Annotated in this window: 18 protein-coding genes; 7 read left to right on the forward strand and 11 right to left on the reverse strand. The window is 64.4% G+C overall.

The features are described 5' to 3' along the window. Nucleotides 1-8: 8 nt before the first annotated feature. Nucleotides 9-1,379, reverse strand: a complete 1,371-nt coding sequence (locus Q0L30_RS09020) for an efflux RND transporter periplasmic adaptor subunit (protein WP_296654099.1) — start codon at nucleotides 1,377-1,379, stop codon at nucleotides 9-11. A gap of 32 nt (nucleotides 1,380-1,411) precedes the next feature. Next, the gene (locus Q0L30_RS09025; protein WP_296654102.1) at nucleotides 1,412-2,347 is read right to left on the reverse strand and encodes an alpha/beta hydrolase; all 936 of its coding nucleotides are present in this window, start codon (nucleotides 2,345-2,347) and stop codon (nucleotides 1,412-1,414) included. Nucleotides 2,348-2,510: 163 nt separating this feature from the next. Here Q0L30_RS09025 and Q0L30_RS09030 point away from each other — a divergent pair, with 163 nt between their 5' ends. Next, nucleotides 2,511-3,515, forward strand: a complete 1,005-nt coding sequence (locus tag Q0L30_RS09030; RefSeq protein WP_296654106.1) for a LysR family transcriptional regulator — start codon at nucleotides 2,511-2,513, stop codon at nucleotides 3,513-3,515. 376 nt (nucleotides 3,516-3,891) lie between these two features. On the opposite strand, the gene Q0L30_RS09035 is transcribed toward Q0L30_RS09030, so the two are convergent. Further along, nucleotides 3,892-4,797, reverse strand: a complete 906-nt coding sequence (locus Q0L30_RS09035) for a cation diffusion facilitator family transporter (protein WP_296654109.1) — start codon at nucleotides 4,795-4,797, stop codon at nucleotides 3,892-3,894. Beyond that, nucleotides 4,794-5,861 (reverse strand): selenide, water dikinase SelD, encoded by a 1,068-nt coding sequence (gene selD, locus Q0L30_RS09040; protein ID WP_293046401.1) that lies wholly within the window; start codon nucleotides 5,859-5,861, stop codon nucleotides 4,794-4,796. The genes Q0L30_RS09035 and selD overlap by 4 nt, the downstream gene beginning before the upstream one ends. 743 nt (nucleotides 5,862-6,604) lie before the next feature. Between selD and Q0L30_RS09045 the strand changes: the two genes are divergently transcribed. Further along, a complete protein-coding gene (locus Q0L30_RS09045) occupies nucleotides 6,605-8,110 on the forward strand; it encodes an acetate kinase (RefSeq protein WP_296654117.1) in 1,506 nt (501 codons plus the stop codon). A gap of 57 nt (nucleotides 8,111-8,167) precedes the next feature. Here Q0L30_RS09045 and Q0L30_RS09050 read toward each other — a convergent pair whose 3' ends face one another. The 7 genes from Q0L30_RS09050 to Q0L30_RS09080 all read right to left on the reverse strand — a co-directional run bounded on the left by Q0L30_RS09050 (nucleotide 8,168) and on the right by Q0L30_RS09080 (nucleotide 15,307). Further along, the gene (locus Q0L30_RS09050; protein WP_296654120.1) at nucleotides 8,168-8,899 is read right to left on the reverse strand and encodes a hypothetical protein; all 732 of its coding nucleotides are present in this window, start codon (nucleotides 8,897-8,899) and stop codon (nucleotides 8,168-8,170) included. An 8-nt stretch (nucleotides 8,900-8,907) separates the two neighbouring features. Further along, nucleotides 8,908-9,606, reverse strand: a complete 699-nt coding sequence (locus tag Q0L30_RS09055) for a C39 family peptidase (protein ID WP_296654121.1) — start codon at nucleotides 9,604-9,606, stop codon at nucleotides 8,908-8,910. Nucleotides 9,607-9,610: 4 nt separating this feature from the next. Further along, entirely contained in the window at nucleotides 9,611-10,150 is a 540-nt protein-coding gene (locus Q0L30_RS09060) for a hypothetical protein (RefSeq protein ID WP_296654122.1), read from the reverse strand. Between the two features lie 187 nt (nucleotides 10,151-10,337). After that, a complete protein-coding gene (locus Q0L30_RS09065; RefSeq protein WP_296654123.1) occupies nucleotides 10,338-11,573 on the reverse strand; it encodes a hypothetical protein in 1,236 nt (411 codons plus the stop codon). 15 nt (nucleotides 11,574-11,588) lie between these two features. Continuing rightward, nucleotides 11,589-12,818 carry a hypothetical protein gene (locus tag Q0L30_RS09070; protein ID WP_296654124.1) on the reverse strand — a complete coding sequence of 410 codons (1,230 nt, stop codon included), beginning with the start codon at nucleotides 12,816-12,818 and terminating at the stop codon, nucleotides 11,589-11,591. 669 nt (nucleotides 12,819-13,487) lie between these two features. Further along, entirely contained in the window at nucleotides 13,488-14,264 is a 777-nt protein-coding gene (locus tag Q0L30_RS09075; RefSeq protein ID WP_296654125.1) for an alpha/beta hydrolase, read from the reverse strand. After that, entirely contained in the window at nucleotides 14,261-15,307 is a 1,047-nt protein-coding gene (locus Q0L30_RS09080) for a M14 family zinc carboxypeptidase (RefSeq protein ID WP_296654126.1), read from the reverse strand. Before Q0L30_RS09080 ends, Q0L30_RS09075 begins: the two co-directional genes overlap by 4 nt. A gap of 347 nt (nucleotides 15,308-15,654) precedes the next feature. Here Q0L30_RS09080 and phnC point away from each other — a divergent pair, with 347 nt between their 5' ends. From phnC to Q0L30_RS09105, 5 genes are all read left to right on the forward strand, one after another. Then, the gene (gene phnC / locus Q0L30_RS09085) at nucleotides 15,655-16,524 is read left to right on the forward strand and encodes a phosphonate ABC transporter ATP-binding protein (protein ID WP_296654127.1); all 870 of its coding nucleotides are present in this window, start codon (nucleotides 15,655-15,657) and stop codon (nucleotides 16,522-16,524) included. A gap of 30 nt (nucleotides 16,525-16,554) precedes the next feature. Further along, on the forward strand, nucleotides 16,555-17,529 hold the full coding sequence (gene phnD, locus Q0L30_RS09090) for a phosphonate ABC transporter substrate-binding protein (RefSeq protein ID WP_296654128.1): 975 nt from the start codon (nucleotides 16,555-16,557) through the stop codon (nucleotides 17,527-17,529). Further along, on the forward strand, nucleotides 17,526-18,377 hold the full coding sequence (phnE, locus tag Q0L30_RS09095) for a phosphonate ABC transporter, permease protein PhnE (protein WP_296654129.1): 852 nt from the start codon (nucleotides 17,526-17,528) through the stop codon (nucleotides 18,375-18,377). The genes phnD and phnE overlap by 4 nt, the downstream gene beginning before the upstream one ends. Before the next feature lie 102 nt (nucleotides 18,378-18,479). Beyond that, nucleotides 18,480-18,692, forward strand: coding sequence for a hypothetical protein (locus tag Q0L30_RS09100; protein WP_296654132.1), 213 nt, complete (start codon nucleotides 18,480-18,482; stop codon nucleotides 18,690-18,692). A gap of 41 nt (nucleotides 18,693-18,733) precedes the next feature. After that, nucleotides 18,734-19,501, forward strand: coding sequence for a DUF3304 domain-containing protein (locus Q0L30_RS09105; protein ID WP_296654144.1), 768 nt, complete (start codon nucleotides 18,734-18,736; stop codon nucleotides 19,499-19,501). Nucleotides 19,502-19,633 lie beyond the last annotated feature (132 nt).

A 19,633-nucleotide genomic window follows, 5' to 3' on the forward strand; every position in this document is an offset into this window, starting at 1 on the left:
CGCATGCCTCAGGAGGTCTTGCTGTCCTTCGTCCGGGTCGGTGTTTGCGCGGGTGTCTGCGCGGGTGTTTCTTTCGCCGCGGTGGCAACAGGCTGTGCGGGCTTCGCGGCGGAAGCGCCCTGCGGAACAACCTGCGAATCCACCTGCGGAGTAACCTGCAAAGCGGCGGCGAGCGGATCGGCGTCGTGCGTCCTGGCGAGCGACGAGGCGGCGTCGCCTTCGGGATCGCCATTCATCGGCACCGTGCGCGCACGCACGGCCTCACCGGGGCGCACACGCTGCGCGCCGTTCACCACGACGCGCTCGCCCTGCTGCAGCCCGCCCGCGATCACGCGCAAATTACCCTGTTGTCCGCCGATCTGCACGGGGCGATACGTGACGTGGTCGCCCTTGTCGAGCACGTAGACGAACTTCTTGTCCTGGTCGGTGCCGATAGCGGTGTCGTCCACGAGCAGCGCCGGATGCGGGGCGCTGCCGCTCACCTTGATGCGCGCGTAGAGGCCCGGCACGAGCGTGCCGTCTGCGTTGTCGAAGCGCGCGCGCACGCGAATCGTGCCCGACGACGTGTTGAGCCGGTTGTCCACCGATTCGATCGTGCCCTTGCGCGAATAGCCCGATTCATTCGCGAGCCCAAGCTCCACCGGCATAGCCGAACCGTCCTTCATGCGGCTGATGTAGTCGAGGTAGGTCTGCTCGTCGGCGTCGAATCCGGCGTAAATCGGCGAAACCGAAACCAGCGTGGTGAGGGGCGCCGCGCCCGCCCCCGCCGACACCACGTTGCCCACGGTAATCTCCGCGCGCGACACGCGCCCCGACACCGGCGCGACGATGCGCGTGTAGCCCAGGTTGATCTGCGCCGCTTCGAGCGCGGCCTGCGCGGCCTTCAGGTTCGCGCTCGCTTCGCGGGCGGCGTTCTGCTTCTCGTCGTAGTCGCGCTTCGCGATGGCGTTGTCGGCGATCAGACGCTGCGCGCGTTCCCAGTCGCTCTGTGCGTAGCCCGTGCGCGCCTGTGCGGCGGCGAGCTGCGCAGCGGCCTGATCGACGGCGGCCTGATACGGACGCGGGTCGATCACGAACAGCGTATCGCCCTTCTTGACGAGCGCGCCGTCGCGGAAATTCACGGAAACGATCGTGCCCGAAACCTGCGGCCGGATATCGACTTTCTCGACGGCCTCGAGGCGCCCCGAGTAGCTCTGCCAGTCGGTGACCGTGCGCTGGATCACGGCGGCAACGTCCACTTCGGGTGCGCTCGGCGCTTCGGCGGCGGCGGCCGGATGGGTTTCGAGGCGCATGGCAACGAGCGCGCCGAACCCGGTAACCGCAACGACGGCCAGCGCCGCCATTGCGATACGCGTACGGGAAAACGATTTGAGTGACATGTCCGGCTCCACGAGTGTTGATTGAATGTTCTTTATCGTTTTGCGCAGGCCTCGAAGCAGCACTTGAAGAAGCCCACGGCCTCACTGAGCGCGGCTTCGTACGCGACAAGCTGCGCGTGCGAGATGCTCGGATAGCGCACCACCTGGGTGCGCACGCCCGCCTCGATCAGGCGGCTCGCGTATTTTTCGGCCTCGATATGCAGTACGTCGTTTTGTGCGGTGACGATCAGCGTCGGCGGCAAACCCGCCAGCCGCGACGATTCGAGCGGCGCCGCGTACGGATGCATGCGCTGCGCCGCCTCGGGCAGATAGGCGCGATAGCACGCGGCGCATTCGCCTGCGGTAATGTCCGAGCCGAGCCGCCGTTCGTCGCCGAGGCGCGTGAGGCTCGGATCGAGCATCGGCGCAAAGAGCGCCTGTGCGACGAGCCGCACGTCGCCGCGATCGCGTCCCATGAATGCGAGCACATTCGCAATCTGTCCGCCCGCGTCGTGACCGGCTGCCATCACGCGCTTCGGGTTGCCGCCGAACGCGCGGGCGCGCGTGATGATCCACTGCGCGGCGCGATGCGCGTCTTCGGGCGCGGCCGGAAACGGAAACCGAGGCGCGAGCGAATAGTCCACCGAAACGACGAGCGCGGGCAGGTGCTTCGCGAAATAGCGCGACGCTTCGCTGCCGTCGTCGATCGTGCCGCGCACGAAACCGCCGCCGTGAAAATAAAGCAGGATCGGCAGCCCGCTCGCACCGGCAGGCCGGTAAAGGCGCAAGCCGATTTTTTGTGCGTAGCCGTCGATCTCGACGTCCGTCACCAGCAGGTCGTCCGCCGCGGCCGTTGCCGCACCCGCCACACCCGCCGAGGCTGCACCGGCAACTGCGGGCGCAGCCGGGCGAGGCACGCCGGACACCGGGTCTTTCTGAAGCGTGTCCTCGGCGCAGGCCGGCGAAGTCGAAGGCTTGAATGCATCCATGTCGAAACGGCGCAGTGCGCGAGATTAGATTCGAATGGAGCGCATTGTGAATTCGGCAGACCTGCAAATAAATACCTATAATCGGGCAACACAATTCGGCGCACCCGAACAATCTGTCGCTCCTTTTACGCGCAGGGCAGCCGAATTCTTACGGAGAATGGCAATGGACCGCCTGCAAGCCATGCAAGTGTTCACGCGTGTCGTCGACACCAACAGCTTTACGCGCGCAGCCGAAACGCTCGACATGCCGCGCGCTTCGGTCACGACGATCATCCAGAATCTCGAAGCGTTTCTCGGCGTGCGCCTCATGCATCGCACGACGCGCCGCCTGTCGCTCACGCCCGACGGCGCCGCGTATTACGAGCGCTGCGTGCGCATCCTCGCGGACGTCGAAGAAACCGAGATGACGTTCCAGGACCGTAACCGCAAGCCGCACGGCAAGCTGCGCATCGACATGCCGGGCTCGATCGGCCGGGCTATCGTGATCCCGTCGCTGAGCGAATTTCACTCGCGCTACCCGGATATCGATTTGCAGCTCGGACTCACCGACCGGCCGGTGGATCTCTTGCAGGAAGGCGTCGATTGCGTCGTGCGCGTCGGCGCGTTGCAGGACTCGTCACTCGTGGCGCGCCGCATCGGCCTATTCGAAGGCGTCTCGTGCGCGTCGCCGGCCTATCTCGAGCGGCACGGCACGCCGCAGACGCTCGAAGACCTCGAAAACCACCGCGCCGTGAACTACTTTTCGAACCGCACCGGGCGCGTGATCGACTGGGCTTTCCTCGTCGGCGGCAAGGAAGTGGAAATCAAGCTCAGCAGCATCGTTTCGGTGAACGACGCCGATGCCTATGTCACCTGCGGCGTCGAAGGCTTCGGCCTGATCCAGCCCGCCCGCTACCAGGTGCTGCCGTATCTGAAATCGGGCGAACTCGTCGAAGTGCTGCCCGACTTCAAGCCGCTGCCGATGCCGATTTCGGCGGTCTATCCGCACAGCCGGCATCTGTCGCCTAAAGTGCGCGTGTTCGTCGACTGGATCGCCGAGGTATTCGACCGCTGCCCGCTCTTGAGCGGACGCGCGTCGCTCGACAAAACCTGCACGAAGCGCACGCTCGAAGAGCGCGAATCGGGCACGACCTTCGAAACGCCGGTCGTTACGGAGTGGGTCGCATAATGCACGGCACGCGCGCCGAACGGGGCTGATACGCGGCGCGCGCAACTGCACAGCGCAATTACAAAGCGGATTATTCCGGAATTTCAACAATTCAATTCACGGCCAGCGCGTTGATCCCCGGCGCGCGTGCGCCTATAGTCCTCGTGTCGTTACGCGGCGTTCGCGTCCCGCCGATTCATGGCAATGACGTGCCGCCACGGCAGTTATTCCGGATAACGAATCATCGAGGATTCAAAATGAATTTCGCAGAACCTTCCGAACTCGATCAATGGGACAGGACGACTCCGGTCTGGACGCCGTTCCGGCATTGATCGCAAGACGCAAAAAGCCCGGCAATCATGCGATTACCGGGCTTTAAACTGTCGCTCGGCCATCCTCAGCGAACCACGAAATCCGGCTCGAAAAACACCCAGCGCACTTGCGGGAATTTCGCCTGAAGGTCCGCTTCGATCACGTTGATCGCGGCAACCATCGCGCGGCTTTCGGCGTAATCGATCATCTCGGCCTGCACGGCCACGACGATCTCCTTGCCCCATTGCAGCGTGATCAGATTGATGATGCTGCGGATCTCGCTGCGCGCACGCAAGAACGCCTCTATTTCGCCGCGCATCTCGGGGCTCGCCGATTCGCCGACGATCATCGACTTCACCTCGCGGGCAATCAGCCCCGCGATCGTCATCAGCAGCAGCCCGACGCCGATCGAGCCTAACGCGTCCCATACCGGATTGCCGGTAACGACGGTCAGCAGCACGGCTGCGAACGCCATGGCAAGACCGGCCAGCGCCGCGATGTCCTCTCCGGCCACGACGAGCAGATCCGATTCGCGCGTCTCGCGGAACCACCGCCACAGCGACTTCGTCGGCGCGCCCGCACGGATCGCCCGCAGCGCGCCGATGAGCGAGAGCGTCTCCAGCACCACCGAAATGCCGAGCACCGCGATCGCCACGTAGACATGCTGCAGCGGTTCGCGCGCGATCAGCCGGTGAATGCCCTCGTACACCGAAAATGCGCCGCCCACGAAAAACAGCAGCAGCGCCACGAGCAGCGAATAGAAATTGATCGCACGGCCCGAACCCATCGGGTGCAGCGGCGAAGGCGGCTTGCGCGACTGGCGCAGGCCCAACAGCAGCAACAGTTGATTGCCGCAGTCGGCGCTCGAATGGATCGCCTCGGCAAACATCGCGCCGGAGCCGGTGAGCGCCGACGCCGCGAACTTGATGATCGCGATGCCGGCGTTCGCCGCGAGTGCGTAAACAATGGCTTTCGACGACTCCGCGCTCATGCGACCTCGACGCGCGCCGGGCCCGCGTCCAGTTCGCCGATGATGCGGGCATCGGCAAAGCCGTCCGCATGCATGATCGCGAGCACGTCGGCGACACAGTCGGGCGCGCAGGCGATCAACAAGCCGCCCGACGTTTGCGGGTCGGTGAGCAGCGCCTGCGCGACGACCGGCAGGTCGGCGCCAAGCTTCACACCGTCGCCGTACGAGGCCCAGTTGCGGCCCGATGCGCCCGTCAACACGCCGTCCGCAGCCAGCGCCTCGACGCCGGGCAGGAACGGCAGGTCGGCATAGCGCACGCGCGCGGTCAACCCCGCGCCGCGCGCGATTTCGAGCGTGTGGCCGAGCAGGCCGAAGCCGGTCACGTCGGTCATCGCGTGCACGCCGTCGAAGGCGGCGAGCTTCGCGCCCGGCGTGTTGAGCTTCGTGGCGGCGGCGATCATCGCCTGGTATCCGGCGGCGTCGAGGCGCTCCTTCTTGAGCGCAGCCGAGAGCACGCCCACGCCGAGCGGCTTGCCGAGCACGAGCACGTCGCCCGCGCGCGCCGATGCGTTGCGCTTCACGCGGTCCGGATGCACGACGCCGATGGCGGCGAGCCCGTAAATCGGCTCGACCGAGTCGATCGAATGGCCGCCCGCGACCGGAATGCCCGCCGCCGCGCAGACATCCTCGCCGCCGCGCAGCACCGCGGCGATCACGTCGTGCGGCAGCACGTTGATCGGCATGCCGACGAGCGCGAGCGCGAGGAGCGGCTTGCCGCCCATCGCGTAGATGTCCGAAAGCGCGTTCGTGGCGGCGATGCGGCCGAAGTCGTAAGGATCGTCGACGATCGGCATGAAGAAGTCGGTGGTCGCGACAATCGCCTGTTCGTCGTTGAGCTTGTAGACGGCGGCATCGTCGGCGGTTTCGGTGCCGACCAGCAGATTCGGAAAGGCTGCAGTAATCGGCGTGCTGCGCGCGAGCAGCGCGGAGAGCACGCCGGGGGCGATCTTGCAGCCGCACCCGCCGCCGTGCGAAAGGCTGGTGAGACGCGGAGCGGCAGAAGGAGCAACGATTGGATCGGTCATGATGGGCGCGAGGCGAAATAGTTCGAGCCGATATTATGGCCAGTTCCGGCAGCCCCTGCACGCGTGCCGCGCGCGCATGCCGTCTACCCATTCAACATGACGCGGGTATGTAGACACCATGTCGGCGCCATGACCGCACCATCGCGGCTCAGTCGATGCGAATTCCATTGCGCGGATTCGACCGACGTGTCCAGTCAATGCACAACCGCGTCTTCATTCTTCACTTACATGATTTCTTCCACAACGATTGACGCCGCATCCATCGATTAGTCTTGATATACGTCATCCGGAAGAAAAACGCGATCCCGGCATGTATCGAAACAAGCAGCGGCGCAAGCACGACGCGTTGTCGTAAGCCTGTGAAATGTGCCTGAAAAACAGTGCTTTTCTGTTATGTAACGATCACAAGCCAGGGTTCATCAGCTTGGCAGGCAACGGCACATGCACTAGTCTTTCTGGAGTCCGCTGTTGGTCTCGCAAACAACGGAACGCTCGATAAAAAGCTTCCCAAAGTGCAGCACGGCAGTTTCGATCAACGCTCAGTCTTGTCTCGCTGATGCGTCGTCTCGCTGATGTCTGCGCCTAAGCCGACGCGTCCACCCTTCATCGCGCCGCAGGACGGCGCGGGGTGGAAATCGTCGGAGACCGGCGTCGCCCGGCTTTCGAATTTTGCCGTGCGCGTTGGCTTGTTGCCGTAGCACCTCTCGGGGTAGAACCAGCAAGCCCAATCATGGAGAGACACCGTGAAGCGCGTGCCACTTCGTCGGATTCAAGCGATCAGTTACGCGACACTCCTGCTCTTTAGCACCGCCGCCGAGGCTCAGTCGCTGGAGAACCAGGCGGCCCAGGACAACATCACCACCCTGCGGCAGGAGCTCAACACCCGGATCAAGGAACTCGAAGCACTCAAGCACAAGCTCGCCGAAGAGGAGACGAATATCGGCCGGCTGAGCCACGCGCTCGACAGCAAGCAGCTCGAGCTGCAGCGCGGCACGGGCGGCACGGATATGAACGGCTTGCCGGTCGGAACAACGGCGGGCGCAGCCGCGACCGGCGACGCCGCTGCGGCGGCGCAGGCCGCGACAACCGACCAGGCAGCCAGCGCGCAGGCCACGACGCCTGCCGCGGCATCCACCACGAACGCTCCGGCCGCCACCGCACAGGCCGCGCCAACCGATCAGAACGTGCCCGTGCAAGGCACGTCGCCCGGCGGCGTCACGTCGGCGCCGGTGGAAAACGGGCAAGCGGCAAACGGTCAGAATGCGCCGGTGGGCCAGGCGCCCGTCGTCGACACGCGACCTCCCGCAGTCGCGCCGATCTTCGAGCAGCCCGGCGTGCTCACGCCAAGACACAAGTTCGTCATCGAACCGTATTTCCAGTTCGCCTACTCGTCCGAGAACCAGCTCTCGCTCGTCGGCTACACGATCATCCCGGCGCTCCTGATCGGCCTCATCAACGTGAGCGAGGTGAAAACCACCACGCTCACAGGCGGCGTCGCAGTGCGCTACGGGATCACGAACCGGATGGAACTCGAAGTGCGCGTGCCGTACGTCTATCAGACCAACGATACGGTGGAGCGGCAGATCTTCACCGGCGCGGCGGCCAACAGCGTGATCAGCAGCAACGGCCATGGCATCGGCGACGTCGAAATGACGTTGCGCTATCAGTTCAATCAGGGCGGGCCGGAAAAGTTCTACTACGTCGGCTGGCTGCGCTTCAAAAGCGCAACGGGCAAGAGCCCGTTCGACGTCGTCACCGATTGCGTGACGACCTGCATCTCGAACACGACCGGCACCGGCCTGCCGTTGCAGCAACCGACCGGATCCGGCTTTTACGCGATCCAGCCGGGCCTCACCTGGCTGTTCCCGACCGACCCCGTCGTGTTCTTCGGCAACTTCAGCTATCTGCACAGCTTCGGCAAGAATGAAAGCCTGACGCTGCTCAACGGCGCGACCGAGAACCTCGGCAAAGTTCAGCCGGGCGACATCTGGGGCTTCAACATCGGTATGGGTCTTGCACTGAATGAGAAGGCCTCGGTCAGCATCGGCTATGACCAGAGCATCGTCTTGCCGACTTCGCAGGACGGACAGAGGGTGCCTGGATCCGTGCGCGCGATACTCGGCACGCTGCTGATCGGCTATTCGTACCGGCTGTCGCCCTCGACGACGCTCAACTTCTCGCTCGGCGCGGGCCTCACGCGCGATACGCCGGACCTCACGGTCACACTGCGCGTGCCGATCTCGTTCTGAGCGGCTGCGCACCTCACGCCCGCGCCCGTGTCTTGAACCTGGCGCGGGCGCACCGCTCTAGCGCGGGCGCACCGCGTTGATCAGGGCACTGTTGATCGTCGCGCCCACGTTCTGCGCCTTGAACGGACCCAGCGAGTTCACCGACGTATTGATCGTCGTGAGCGCCTGGATCAGCTGGTTGCTGAGCGTGTTCTGGATCACGCCGCCCGTCAATCCCGGCAATGCGCCCGGTTGCACCGCGTTGCCGCTGCCGACCTGCACGAGTCCGCTCGTGCTGGCCGACGCGAGCGCCTGCGCCTGCTGCGCCGTCATGGTGGCGATATCGGGGATGTTGAAGTTGGTCGTCGACACCATGTTGCCGTTGACGAACGCGACACGCTGGATGCCGAACGACACCTGCAACCCCGAGGGCAGATCGAAGCCGCCACGCATGTCGTCGAGTTGCCGGGGCGTCAACGCGGACGCCGCGAGCGGCGCCCAGTTGGGATCGCTATACGCGGCATCCGTTTGCGGCGCAGTAATCGGATCGCCTTGCAGCCGTGAGGCAGGTGCGTTCTGCGCGAGGCCAGGTGGCTCATCCGCGGCGGCCAGCCGATGCGCGGCATCGCTGGAATCCGGCATAACCGCTGTAACCGGCGTGTCGGTTTCGGCCAGCGCGTCGCCTGCCGTCATCACGCGCCCCTCGGTCACGGTGGGCGTATCCTGCTCGATCGCCCCCACGCCGAACGACGTCATCTGGCCGAACAGCACGGCAGCGATACCGGCAAGTCTTAGAGGTTGAGGTTTCATCGTCATCCTCAGAATTCTCCGGGTCCCAGCTTCGGCACCACGACGCTAAACAGCCCCTCGCGCGGTATCCCGGTGTAAAGCGGCGCATCGGGCGCGACGTGCCAGTCGCGCGCATCGTTGAATCTGGCCTGTGCGGGCTTGTTATGAATGACGAATACCACACGGTCCAGCCACTTCTGCTCGAAGTCCGCGCGCGACATGGCCCGGGTTCCCGTCGCCGGGTCGCCGATCAGCACGCGTCCGGCGCGCACGCCCTTCACGACCACGAAGTGGTGATAGCCATGCTCGACGATCAGGACGATCGCCGGAGTATGGGTCTGCTCCAGCTTGTCGAGCGGCACTTCGTAGCCATCCGCCTGAAAGCCGCGCGACGCAAGAAAGTTGCGGATATCGAGCAGCGAAAACCCTTCGCGGCGGATCTTTTCCTGATCGCCGTTCTGGAACATCGTGACGAACGCCTGCTGCTCGGTGACTGGATAGTCGTACTGATAAGTGAGCAGCGTCGCCACCGCCGCCGAGCCGCAGCTGAAGTCGTACTGCTGTTTGACGGTCCACTTGAAGCGGGCTTCTTTCAGGCTCGTCACGTGCAGGGAGTAGTACCCGCCGGCCGGATCGGTCACGTCGATGGGATCGGCCCGCGCCGCCGAAGCGGCGAGCGTGCACGCAAGTGCGCATGCGAGTGAAGCAGCCACGGCGAATCGCTTCATGGCTTCAGTTCCCGAAGCGCACGTTGAGCACAGTCGCGTTCTGGATCAGCACATTGGCGCCGGTATTCTGGATCACGGTCGGCAGGCCGCTCGAACTCGCGAACGAGCCTTCGGAGATCGTGTTGGAACCGGTCTCGACTCGCGTCGCGGAGTTGTTCGCGACTGCGCCGGTCAGATAATTCTGGCCGACCAATACGTCGCCGCCGCGGTGCTCGTCGAGTTGATCCGTCGTCATCGCCACGCCGAACGCGTCTTGCTTCGGCGGCGCTGCGGCTGTTGTCCCGCTCGCGGGTGGCGTTGCCGCGGCGCTCGTTTCCGGCATACCAGCAGGCATACCCGCAGGCACACTCGCAGGCACACTCGCAGGCACACTCGCAGGCACGGCCGACGGGAGCGTAAACAGGGGTGCGGCAGCCTTCACACCAACCTGCGCACCAACCTGCGCGGACGGCGCCTGCACCGCATCGTCCGCATGCGCGCTGACACCGGGCAGTGCCAACGCGGTTGAAACCAGGAGCAGCGAAATTCTCCTTCGCGCTTGCATGGGCCTCTCCTTTGCCTGAGTGCGCCACGGGTCGTCGGGGCGCAAGAAGGCACGTTCAGGACCTCGGTCTCGCGGAAGTGGATGGCTGAAACGTCACTGTCCGCCGGACCTCGGTGCGGTAGCCGCGAGGCGCACTGGCGTACGCCCCGCGGTGGATCCCCCGGCATTCATGCATGACAAATCCGACTCAGTGGCCTACGGTCAGGTTGGCCTGAACGGTGACGGCCTGTTGCGCAAGCGAAGCTGCACCGCTGTTCTGGCTCATGATCGAGATGCCCGCTGCCGACTGCGCCGCAGCCGTCATCGTGTTGCTCATATCGAACGTGCCAGCGTTCACCGTGTTGGTGCCGCCTGCTCCGCCAGCGCCACCGACTCCGCCCGTGCCCATGCCGCCATTGCCGGTTGCACCTGCCGCGCCCGCTACGCCTGCTGCCCCGGCGCCACCCGTACCTCCGGTTGCGCTTCCGTTGCTCGCAGTCGTCGTTGCGCTGCCGTTGCTGCCGCTGCCGCCGATGCCCATTCCGCCAGCACCGCCGGCGCCGCCCGAGGCCACGGCTGCGCCGCCTGCACCGCCCGTGCCGCTGCCGTTACCGCCAGCGGCCGTAGTCGTGCCGGTCGTCGCCGCGCCGCCCGCTGCCGTGGCTGCACCGCCTGCCCCGGCACCCGAGCCGCCCGCTCCGCCGCCACCGCCCGCGCCGCCAGCAGAGGTTGCGGACGCAGTGGACGTTTTGCCGGCCAGTGCGCTGCCACCGTTACCGCCGTGCCCGCCGTTGCCGCCGACGCCGCCGTTGCCGCTGTTGCTGCCGCCGACGCCGATCGCGAGGCCGCCTGCCGCCCCGTTGCCCGCCACCGCCAGCCCGCCAGAGCCATGACCGTCACCGCCCTGCGTACCGCCTGCAGATGCGGTGCCGCCATTGGCACCGGCACCACCAAAGCCGTTGCCGGCCGTGGCGCTGCCGTTCTTGACGTTACCAGCCGTGGCGCTGCCGTTCGAGGCCGTACCGGCGTTGCCGCCGTTGCCGCTGGCACCCGCGTTGCCGCCGTTGCCACCGACACCCGCGCCACCGAAGCCCGCACCAGCCGCGCCAGCCGAACCGCCTGAAGCACTACCGAAGTTCGTAGCGACGTTGCCGATGTTCGTCACGCCAAGATGACTGACCGAACCGCTCAGCGTGCTCAATGCGACAGCCTTGCTGTGATTGAAGGAGTCCTGTTGCAGAGTCGCCCAGGAGGCCACTTCGTTGGCATTGCTGCCAGATCCGGAAGCGGTCTGGGTATTCGACGCGCTGGCCGTGAGTGCATTGGCGCCGCTCGTCGAACTCTGGTCGCAGGAACCCTTGTTGTCGCTGCAGGGGTTAGCCATCGCAAAGCTGCTGAAGCCTAATGCCAGCGCCGCGGCGGCCGCCATTAGAGTTCGTTGCATAAGACCTCCTGATGACTAGTGACCCACAGTCAGGTTCGCCTGCACCGTAACGGCCTGTTGCACGAGCGAAGCCGCGCCGCTGTTCTGGCTCATGACGACGATGCCCGCTGCCGACTGCGCAGCGCCCGTCATGGCGTTGGCCATGTCGAACGTGCCCGCGTTGACCGAGTTGGTACCGCCAGCGCCGCCAGCGCCACCGACCGCGCCGTTGCCCACGCCACCGTTGCCCACGCCGCCCGCGCCGCCTGCACCGCCCACTGCACCGCCAGCACCGACACCTGCCGTCGCGCTGCCGTTCGAGGCCATGCTCGAAGCGCCGCCGTTGGTCGCGCTGCCGCCCGTGCCCGTGCCGCCAGCACCGCCTGCGCCAGCCAGGGCCGTCGCCGCGCCGCCTGCACCGCCGCCGCCCGTGCCCGTGCCGCCCGTGCCGGAAGTCGAACCGGTCGTTGCCGCGCCGCCCGTACCGCTGGCCGCGCCACCGGCGCCGCCACCGGCCGCGCCGGCATTGCCTGAGCCGCCCGCACCGCCAGCCGAAGTCGACGTTGCAATCGAGCTGTTGCCGGCACTCGCGCCGCCGCCTGCGCCACCGGCTCCACCTGCGCCGCCGCTGCCGCCGTTGCCGCCGTTGTTGCCGCCACCCGCACCGGCGAGGCCGCCCAGCGCTACGCCAACACCCGCGCCCCATCCGCCGTGACCGATGCCGGTGCCGCCCTGCGTGCCGCCTGCGTGCGCGTTGCCGCCGCGTCCGCCGTTGGCCGCGTAGCCCGAACCGGCCGTCGCGCTGCCATTGGTGGAGTTGCCAGCCGTCGCGCTGCCGTTCGTCGCGTTGCCGCCCGAACCGCCCGCACCACCTGCGCCGCCGTTACCGCCGTTACCGCCGATGCCGACGCCGCCATAGCCCGCACCGCCAGCGCCACCCTTACCGCCTCTCGCGCTACCGTAGTTGGTCGCGTAATTGCCGATACCGGAAACACCGACGTTGGCGACGTAGCCGTCGAGCTTGCTCAACGCCACGACCTTCGTACTGTTGTTGGAGTCTTGCCAGACGCTCGCACCCGATGCGATTTCATTGGCGTTGCTGCCGCCTGCCGTTTGGGTGGAGGTTGCCGAGCTAGTCAGGGAGTTCGCCCCCGACGTAGACGACTGATCACAAGCCTTGGAGTTGTCACTGCATGGATTTGCCATTGCGTACCCACTGAACCCCAGGGCCAGGGCTGCAGCGGTCGCCAGTATTGTCATTCGCATGGGATCCTCCTTGTTGATGAACGGGCGGCTTGGCCAGATTGCGCCAATCCGGCTCGCTTCACGCACAGGACATGCCATGCACTTACGTACTTGAATTTACAAAGGAAAGCGGCGTTTCCGGCGGGTTCCGGAAAGCGCGTGGGATGCCTTACAGGCCTTTATGTTTCAGGACTGAAACAAATATATCAATGCCGCACTGGCACGCAGTGGGTATGCATTAACAAATTTCTTTAAATTCAATTAATTATCTTTTTCATATGAAGTGAAAACGGCCTCATAAAAAACGTTTCGCTTTTTTATCATTCGATTAGGCAATCCACTATCAGTCTTGTCTGATTATAATTGTTATATAACCGCGCACCCCCTCTGCAACAGGCAACACAGCCCAAGAACCGCATAAACAGGACCATTCAGATGATCATCCGGGTAAACGCAAAACGTATCTTTTGCGATTTCACCCATTCATCCTTAATTCAAAATTCAACTGAAGATAGCACGTAACCAAACCTCAATTCCAGCTCATTCTTCATGCCATTAAATTTAACACAAATGTGACAGCTAACATCAATTCCTTACGTGCGCCCTCACACAATAATTGCAAATATAATTACGAAAGAATGTTTAATAACCAGTTGTGCGATTAATATTATTATCGGAGAAAACCGGTTATCAAACGTAGCGCTGGCGCTCGCCTGCCAGTTCGGCCTGCCAGTTGCCGACCATGGTGCTGGTCCAGTGCGGATCGTCATGCGGCAGATCGTGTCCGGCCGACGGATGCCGGTGGTGGCGCACCTGCCACGCGGCGGCCAGGCTCGCCGAGCATGCGGGGTTCACGAGCCGGTCCTGTTGCGACGACAGCAACAGCAACGGGCACGCAGGCGCGCGCGGCGCGGCGCAAAATCGTGTCGCCGCAACGAGTTGGCGAAGCGCATTGCCACGGCTGACCGGCGCACTTTCGCGGATTGCCGTCCAGGCGGCGAGATCGGCATCGAGCGACGCGCGGCGGTTGCAGGTGATGCGGTGAATCACGGTTTCCGCGGCGGGCGCGTCGCGCCAGCACACGGCCAGCCGGATCAGATCGGGCCAGCGCTGCGGGCGCAGCCGCTCCCACGCGTGACTGAAAGGCCGCATGCTTGTATTGATCAACACAAGTTGCGCGACCTCATGCGGATATGCCTGCGCCCAGGCCGTCGCCACCATGCCGCCGAGCGACATGGCCAGGATGCGGTACGGCGGCGGCGCCCCCTGCTCCAGGGCCGCGGTCCGCACGAACGCCACCATCTCCTCCACCGAAAGCGGCGCGGGCAACGTTGCATAAGCACCGTTGCCCGGCAGGTCGAGCGTCAGTATCCGCCCGGCGGGCGCCGCGTCGCCGAGCAAATCCGGCAAGCGCCCCCAGTGCCGGCTTTCCCGCGTCAGCCCGCGCAGCAGGATCCATGTGCTCATACGCGGGCCTGGCCCCTGTCCCGGTGATACCAGTGCTCGATTGCGCGGTGCAGCAGCTGCTGACGGTCGTGCCCCTGCGGTAGCCAGCGCTGCGCCGAATACGCGGCGCGCGTGAGGAACTCCATCAGGTTTGCATGACGCCGCAGCACGCGCGCAGTGCGGTGCGCCTTCACGGGATTGAACATGCCCTGACGCGAGAAAATCTGCCTCGGATTCTTCTTGATCCACAGCCACGAGCCGAGTTCGAGCGTGAGCGGCAAGAACACGTTTTGCTCGGGCGCGTGATCGTAAGCGAAGTCCCACAGATCGCCGTGCAGCAGATATTGATGGCTCTGCGGCTCGAAGGTGTAGCCGTGGTGCGGATGCGCGTGCTCGAACATCCGCTTGAGGACATACATCTCCGGCAAATTACGCATGAGCTGGCGCGTGCGCGCATAGGGGAACCAGATGCTGTCCCGCCACCCGTAGCCCGAATGGCAGTCGAGTGCGAAGCTGAGCGGGCGGCACGCCAGTTCCTCTTCGACGATCTTCAGCAGCGCCGCCGCCTCGATCTCCAGCGGCGCGCCGCGCCGCCCGCGATACCACGGCAGCCACGGGCCGACGCGCTGACCGCCCGCGAGAAACGGCACGTGTCCGTCGGCGTTCTGCGGCGCGTTGCGCATCAGGTCGATGCCGTTCGGATTCGCCCGCGTGGCAAGCCACATGCCGCCGGGGTTGACGATCGGGCAGCAGTAAATCCGGATTGATTCAAGGGTGTAGGCGAGAACCTCGTCCCACGCGAGCCGCTCGATGAGCGCCCGCATGTAGTCGAGCACAAGCTGCGAGCCGATACGCTCCAGTCCGTGAATGCCGCCGAATAACGCAACCGCGGGGGCCTGCGGATCGGTCGAGCCGACCGATGCAACGAGGATCTCGAACCTGCGCCCGCGCACCTCGACCGTAGCCAGGCTGCGCGTGTCGAACCACCTCGCCCCCTCGTCAAGTAGCGTCTTCAGGTCCTCGTATTCCTCGAAGCTATCGGGCAGAAAACCAAGAGCCTGCATGGAACGTTGCTCGGTCAAAGGAAGGGCCGCGTTTGCGGTGACAGTGGGCCACGCTTCCCGCCAATATAGCCCCTCCATATGACTGTCGTGCATCGGAAATGCCGGCTGGTGCACCGGGATTCGACCATGCGTCCGGAGTCGCCGGCCATGCGTTTTCGGCGACCGGTCGAGGGTCGCCGAAAGCGCATGACGCACACGCGCGATCACTGCGCGCGCAGCCTCTGTCAGGTTCATGAAGTCGTCTAGACATTACATTTCTTTCACCCAGCCGTCATAGTCGTTTTCTAGAATGGCCCGACTCAATGACCCAGCGACTCAGCAACTCACGCCAGACTCTCCTGATTAATATGGACGCCATACGAATCGAACGACTCTCAAAGACCTTTGCGAACGGCCGCAAAGCGCTCGACGATATCGACCTGCGTATCGGCACCGGCGAAATGGTGGCCCTGATCGGCGCTTCGGGATCGGGCAAATCCACGCTCCTGCGGCATGTCTCCGGCTTCATCGCCTCCGATCAGCAACCTTCGCATATCGAAATATTCGGCCGCCCCATTCAGAAAAACGGCCGCATCGTGCGCGAGGTGCGCAACATCCGCCGCGACGTCGGCTTCGTGTTCCAGCAGTTCAATCTCGTGCACCGGCTCACGGTGGAAACGAACGTGCTGGTCGGCGCACTCGCGCGGCTGCCGCTGTGGTGCCGCCTGACCGGATGCTTTCCGCGCAGCGAGCGCGAACTGGCGTTCGCCGCGCTCGAGGAAGTCGGCATCAGCGACAAGGCGCGCGAACGCGCCGCGGATCTCTCCGGCGGCCAGCAGCAGCGCGCAGCAATCGCGCGCGTGCTCGTGCAGCATGCGCGCCTCATCCTCGCCGACGAACCGATCGCCTCGCTCGACCCCGAATCGTCGCGCCGCGTCATGGACCTGCTCACGATGCTCAACCGCCAGCACCGGCTGACCGTGGTCGTCTCGCTGCATCAGGTCGATATCGCCATGCAGTACTGCACGCGCACGGTCGCGCTGCGCGACGGCCGCATCGTCTACGACGGCCCGAGCGCGGCGCTCACGCCCGCGCTGCTGCAACAGCTTTACGGCAGCGCCGCGCGCGAGCTGCTGGACCCTGCCGATCCTGCCGCGTCCGCAGCCCCCGTGGGCGCGCACCGCTTCGGCGAACCGCCCGAACAATCCGAACGATCCAGACAATCCGAAGCAGCCTGAACCCATCTTCCTCAACGTGGACTTCAACCCATGAAACTGTTCCGCTCCCTGCTCGCGGCGAGCGCCGCGTGTCTCGCCTTTGCCGGCACCGCAGCGCACGCCGAAGACCTGAACTTCGGCATCATTTCGACGGATTCGTCGGCGGTGCTCAAAAAGGTCTGGCAACCGTTCGTCGACGACCTCAACCGCAAGACCGGCCTGCAGGTCAAGCCGTTCTTCGCCACCGACTACGCGGGCATCATCGAAGCGATGCGCTTCAACAAAGTCCAGCTCGGCTACTTCGGCAACGCATCGGCGATGCAGGCCGTCGACCGCTCGAACGGCGAAATCTTCGCGAAGTTGCGCTCCGCCAACGGCGAAGCAGGCTACAAGTCGGTGCTGATCACCAACGTCAACAGCCGGTTCAAGACGCTCGACGATGTCTTCAAGAATACGAAGGACGTGACGCTCGGCTACGGCGATCCGAACTCGACCTCGGGCACGCTGGTCCCGGGTTACTACCTGTTCGCGCAGCGCAACGTGGCGGTCAACGCGAAGACCTTCAAGGCCGTGCTGCCGGCGAACCACGAGTCGAACATGCTCGCCGTGGTCAACAACAAGATCGATATCGCCACCAACAATACGATCACGCTGGACACGCTGGAGCACACGCACCCGGATCGCTTCAAGAAGGTGCGCGTGCTGTGGACCTCGCCGGTTATCCCGTCCGACCCGCTCGTGTACCGCAAGGATCTGCCTGAAGCGACGAAGCAGAAACTGCGCGACTTCTTCTACGGCTATGCGAAGACCGATCCGAACGAGAAAAAGATCATGGCCGACATCACGGGCTTCGCGGGCTTCGCACCGTCGACGGACGCGCAGCTGATCCCGGTCCGCCAGATCTCGCTGTTCCAGGAGAAACGGAAGATCGAGGCCAACGCGACCCTGGCCGACGACGACCGCAAGAGCCAGATCGCCGCCATCGACGCGAAGATCAGCGCGCTCGCCGCTGAATCGAAGCAATGAGCGTGACTCACCCCGACGGTGCAAGCGCGGCGGCCACGGCGGGCGCCGTGCCCGCCGCCGTGCGTGCGCGCTACGCCCTGGCCGCCCAGTCCGAAAAGCGCAGCTGGCGCTCGCTCGTCGGCTGGGCGCTCGTGTTCGTGCTGCTCGGCGCGACCTGGCGCGGCGCGGACATGCGCCCGCTCGACCTGTTCAGCGACACCGCGAGCATGGGCGAGTTCGCACGCGACTTCTTCCCGCCGAACTTCTCCGAGTGGCGTTTCTATGTCCACGAGATGGGCGTGACGCTCGCGATCGCGCTGTGGGGCACGGTGCTCGCAGTCGTCTGCGCGGTGCCGTTCGGGCTCATGTCGGCGCGAAATCTTGCGCCCGCATGGATCCGCCATCCGGTGCGCCGCGTGATGGACGCCAGCCGCGCGATCAATGAGATGGTGTTCGCGATGCTGTTTATCGTCGCGGTGGGGCTCGGCCCGTTCGCGGGTGTGCTGGCGCTGTGGGTCCACACGACCGGCGTGCTGGCCAAGCTCTTCGCGGAAGCCGTCGAAGCCAGCGACCCGCGTCCGGTCGAAGGCGTGCGCGCGACGGGCGCGAATCCGCTCGACGAAATCATCTACGGCGTGCTGCCGCAGGTGACGCCGCTGTGGATCTCGTACGCGCTCTACCGCTTCGAATCGAACGTGCGCTCGGCGATGGTGGTGGGCATGGTCGGCGCGGGCGGCATCGGCGTCGTGCTGTACGAGAAAATCCGTTCGTTCGACTATGCACAGACCTGCACGGTGCTCATCATGGTGATCGCCGTCGTCACGGTAATCGACCTCTTCTCCGCCTGGCTGCGCGAACGCGTGATCTGAACGCGGCCGCGGCCAGTCAGGTCAGCCTCTCCGGCCGCACGCGGGCATTTTCCGATGCCCGCGTTTGCGTTTCTTTCCTGCTCACAACGGGCGGCTTGGAGCATGACCGACGCTACCGATTGTGAGCAGTACGTCTACTACACGCTGCTCGTCAACCCGGATTTCGATCAGCGCCCTGAAGGGCAGCGCATTGTCGGGGAAACGCAGGGAAGACCCGCTGCGTTCGGCGCGGCCATGGAGGCGCTGCCCGATTCCGTGGTTCAGGAAATCAAAAGCAACCGTTTCGGGCGGGTGATAGCAGGAGCCGGACCGTGATCAAACAACTGATAGTGCTGTGTTTCGTGACCGTCGCTTTGATGGGCTGCGACGTTTTATCGTCGGAGCCCACTTACGGCGGGATGAGTGTGTCTGGGATGAATTACACGCCCTTCAATCTGAGCCGATTCATCATCCGGGACAAGTATGGGAACAGGGCGGGCGGCGGTGGAGACCTGATGCCAGGCAGTGGTGCAGGCTCGGTGAACTGTTGCTACAAGTTGAAGGGAACGGAGTTTACGGTTGACTGGGAAGTGTATGACGCCGACGAAGCGATCAAGGCGATCGATGCACATCAGAAGATCAGGAAGATTCACAAGACAACGCAGGTGCATTTTCCAAAGACGAAGATATCGGGCGGCATCGGCGCGGTGATACTGGGCGTGCATTTCTATCCCGACGATCACGTCGAGTTTGAGTTTCGCAATGACATGGGTGGATCGCGGATCGACTACGCAGCAGTGGATCACTGGTTTCAGACGAAATCTGGGGAACTGGCAAATATTAAAGATCCGGATGAGGCCGAGTGGTTTGAGGCCAGGGCATTCAGGCGTACTGCACGCGTCGCGTCGCAGGGGTGGCTGAAGTATCGCCTGACCGACACCACCGATCTTCAGCAGTACGTGTACTACACGCTGGTCGTCAGTCCGGGTTTCGACAAACACCCCGCAGTGCAGCGCATTGTTGAGGAAACGAAGGGGAAGCTGGGTGCGTTTGGCGCCGCCATGGAAGCGCTGCCCGATTCCGTGGTTCAGGAAATCAGAAGCAACCGTTTCGAGCATGTGACTACAGGAGCAGAGCATGGCTGATGCCGCACAGCTGGACCCCGCCGACCGGACGCCGCTTGAGGTAATCGTTGCAATGGGCGAGAACCGCAGCGCGCTTCCCAACGACGCCTGTATTCCCTGTGGCGCCGTAGTTCACATGGGATTCTTTTTCGA

Origin of the sequence: Paraburkholderia sp. (assembly GCF_024281035.1) — a bacterium.
Classification (GTDB): domain Bacteria; phylum Pseudomonadota; class Gammaproteobacteria; order Burkholderiales; family Burkholderiaceae; genus Paraburkholderia.

Bases quoted from the DNA above. Each gene is read 5' to 3' on its own strand.
- Q0L30_RS09020 (WP_296654099.1), bottom strand. From the start codon at position 1,379: ATGTCACTCAAATCGTTTTCCCGTACGCGTATCGCAATGGCGGCGCTG.
- Q0L30_RS09025 (WP_296654102.1), bottom strand. From the start codon at position 2,347: ATGGATGCATTCAAGCCTTCGACTTCGCCGGCCTGCGCCGAGGACACG.
- Q0L30_RS09030 (WP_296654106.1), top strand. From the start codon at position 2,511: ATGGACCGCCTGCAAGCCATGCAAGTGTTCACGCGTGTCGTCGACACC.
- Q0L30_RS09035 (WP_296654109.1), bottom strand. From the start codon at position 4,797: ATGAGCGCGGAGTCGTCGAAAGCCATTGTTTACGCACTCGCGGCGAAC.
- selD (WP_293046401.1), bottom strand. From the start codon at position 5,861: ATGACCGATCCAATCGTTGCTCCTTCTGCCGCTCCGCGTCTCACCAGC.
- Q0L30_RS09050 (WP_296654120.1), bottom strand. From the start codon at position 8,899: ATGAAACCTCAACCTCTAAGACTTGCCGGTATCGCTGCCGTGCTGTTC.
- Q0L30_RS09055 (WP_296654121.1), bottom strand. From the start codon at position 9,606: ATGAAGCGATTCGCCGTGGCTGCTTCACTCGCATGCGCACTTGCGTGC.
- Q0L30_RS09060 (WP_296654122.1), bottom strand. From the start codon at position 10,150: ATGCAAGCGCGAAGGAGAATTTCGCTGCTCCTGGTTTCAACCGCGTTG.
- Q0L30_RS09065 (WP_296654123.1), bottom strand. From the start codon at position 11,573: ATGCAACGAACTCTAATGGCGGCCGCCGCGGCGCTGGCATTAGGCTTC.
- Q0L30_RS09070 (WP_296654124.1), bottom strand. From the start codon at position 12,818: ATGCGAATGACAATACTGGCGACCGCTGCAGCCCTGGCCCTGGGGTTC.
- Q0L30_RS09075 (WP_296654125.1), bottom strand. From the start codon at position 14,264: ATGAGCACATGGATCCTGCTGCGCGGGCTGACGCGGGAAAGCCGGCAC.
- Q0L30_RS09080 (WP_296654126.1), bottom strand. From the start codon at position 15,307: ATGCAGGCTCTTGGTTTTCTGCCCGATAGCTTCGAGGAATACGAGGAC.
- phnC (WP_296654127.1), top strand. From the start codon at position 15,655: ATGGACGCCATACGAATCGAACGACTCTCAAAGACCTTTGCGAACGGC.
- phnD (WP_296654128.1), top strand. From the start codon at position 16,555: ATGAAACTGTTCCGCTCCCTGCTCGCGGCGAGCGCCGCGTGTCTCGCC.
- phnE (WP_296654129.1), top strand. From the start codon at position 17,526: ATGAGCGTGACTCACCCCGACGGTGCAAGCGCGGCGGCCACGGCGGGC.
- Q0L30_RS09100 (WP_296654132.1), top strand. From the start codon at position 18,480: ATGACCGACGCTACCGATTGTGAGCAGTACGTCTACTACACGCTGCTC.
- Q0L30_RS09105 (WP_296654144.1), top strand. From the start codon at position 18,734: ATGGGCTGCGACGTTTTATCGTCGGAGCCCACTTACGGCGGGATGAGT.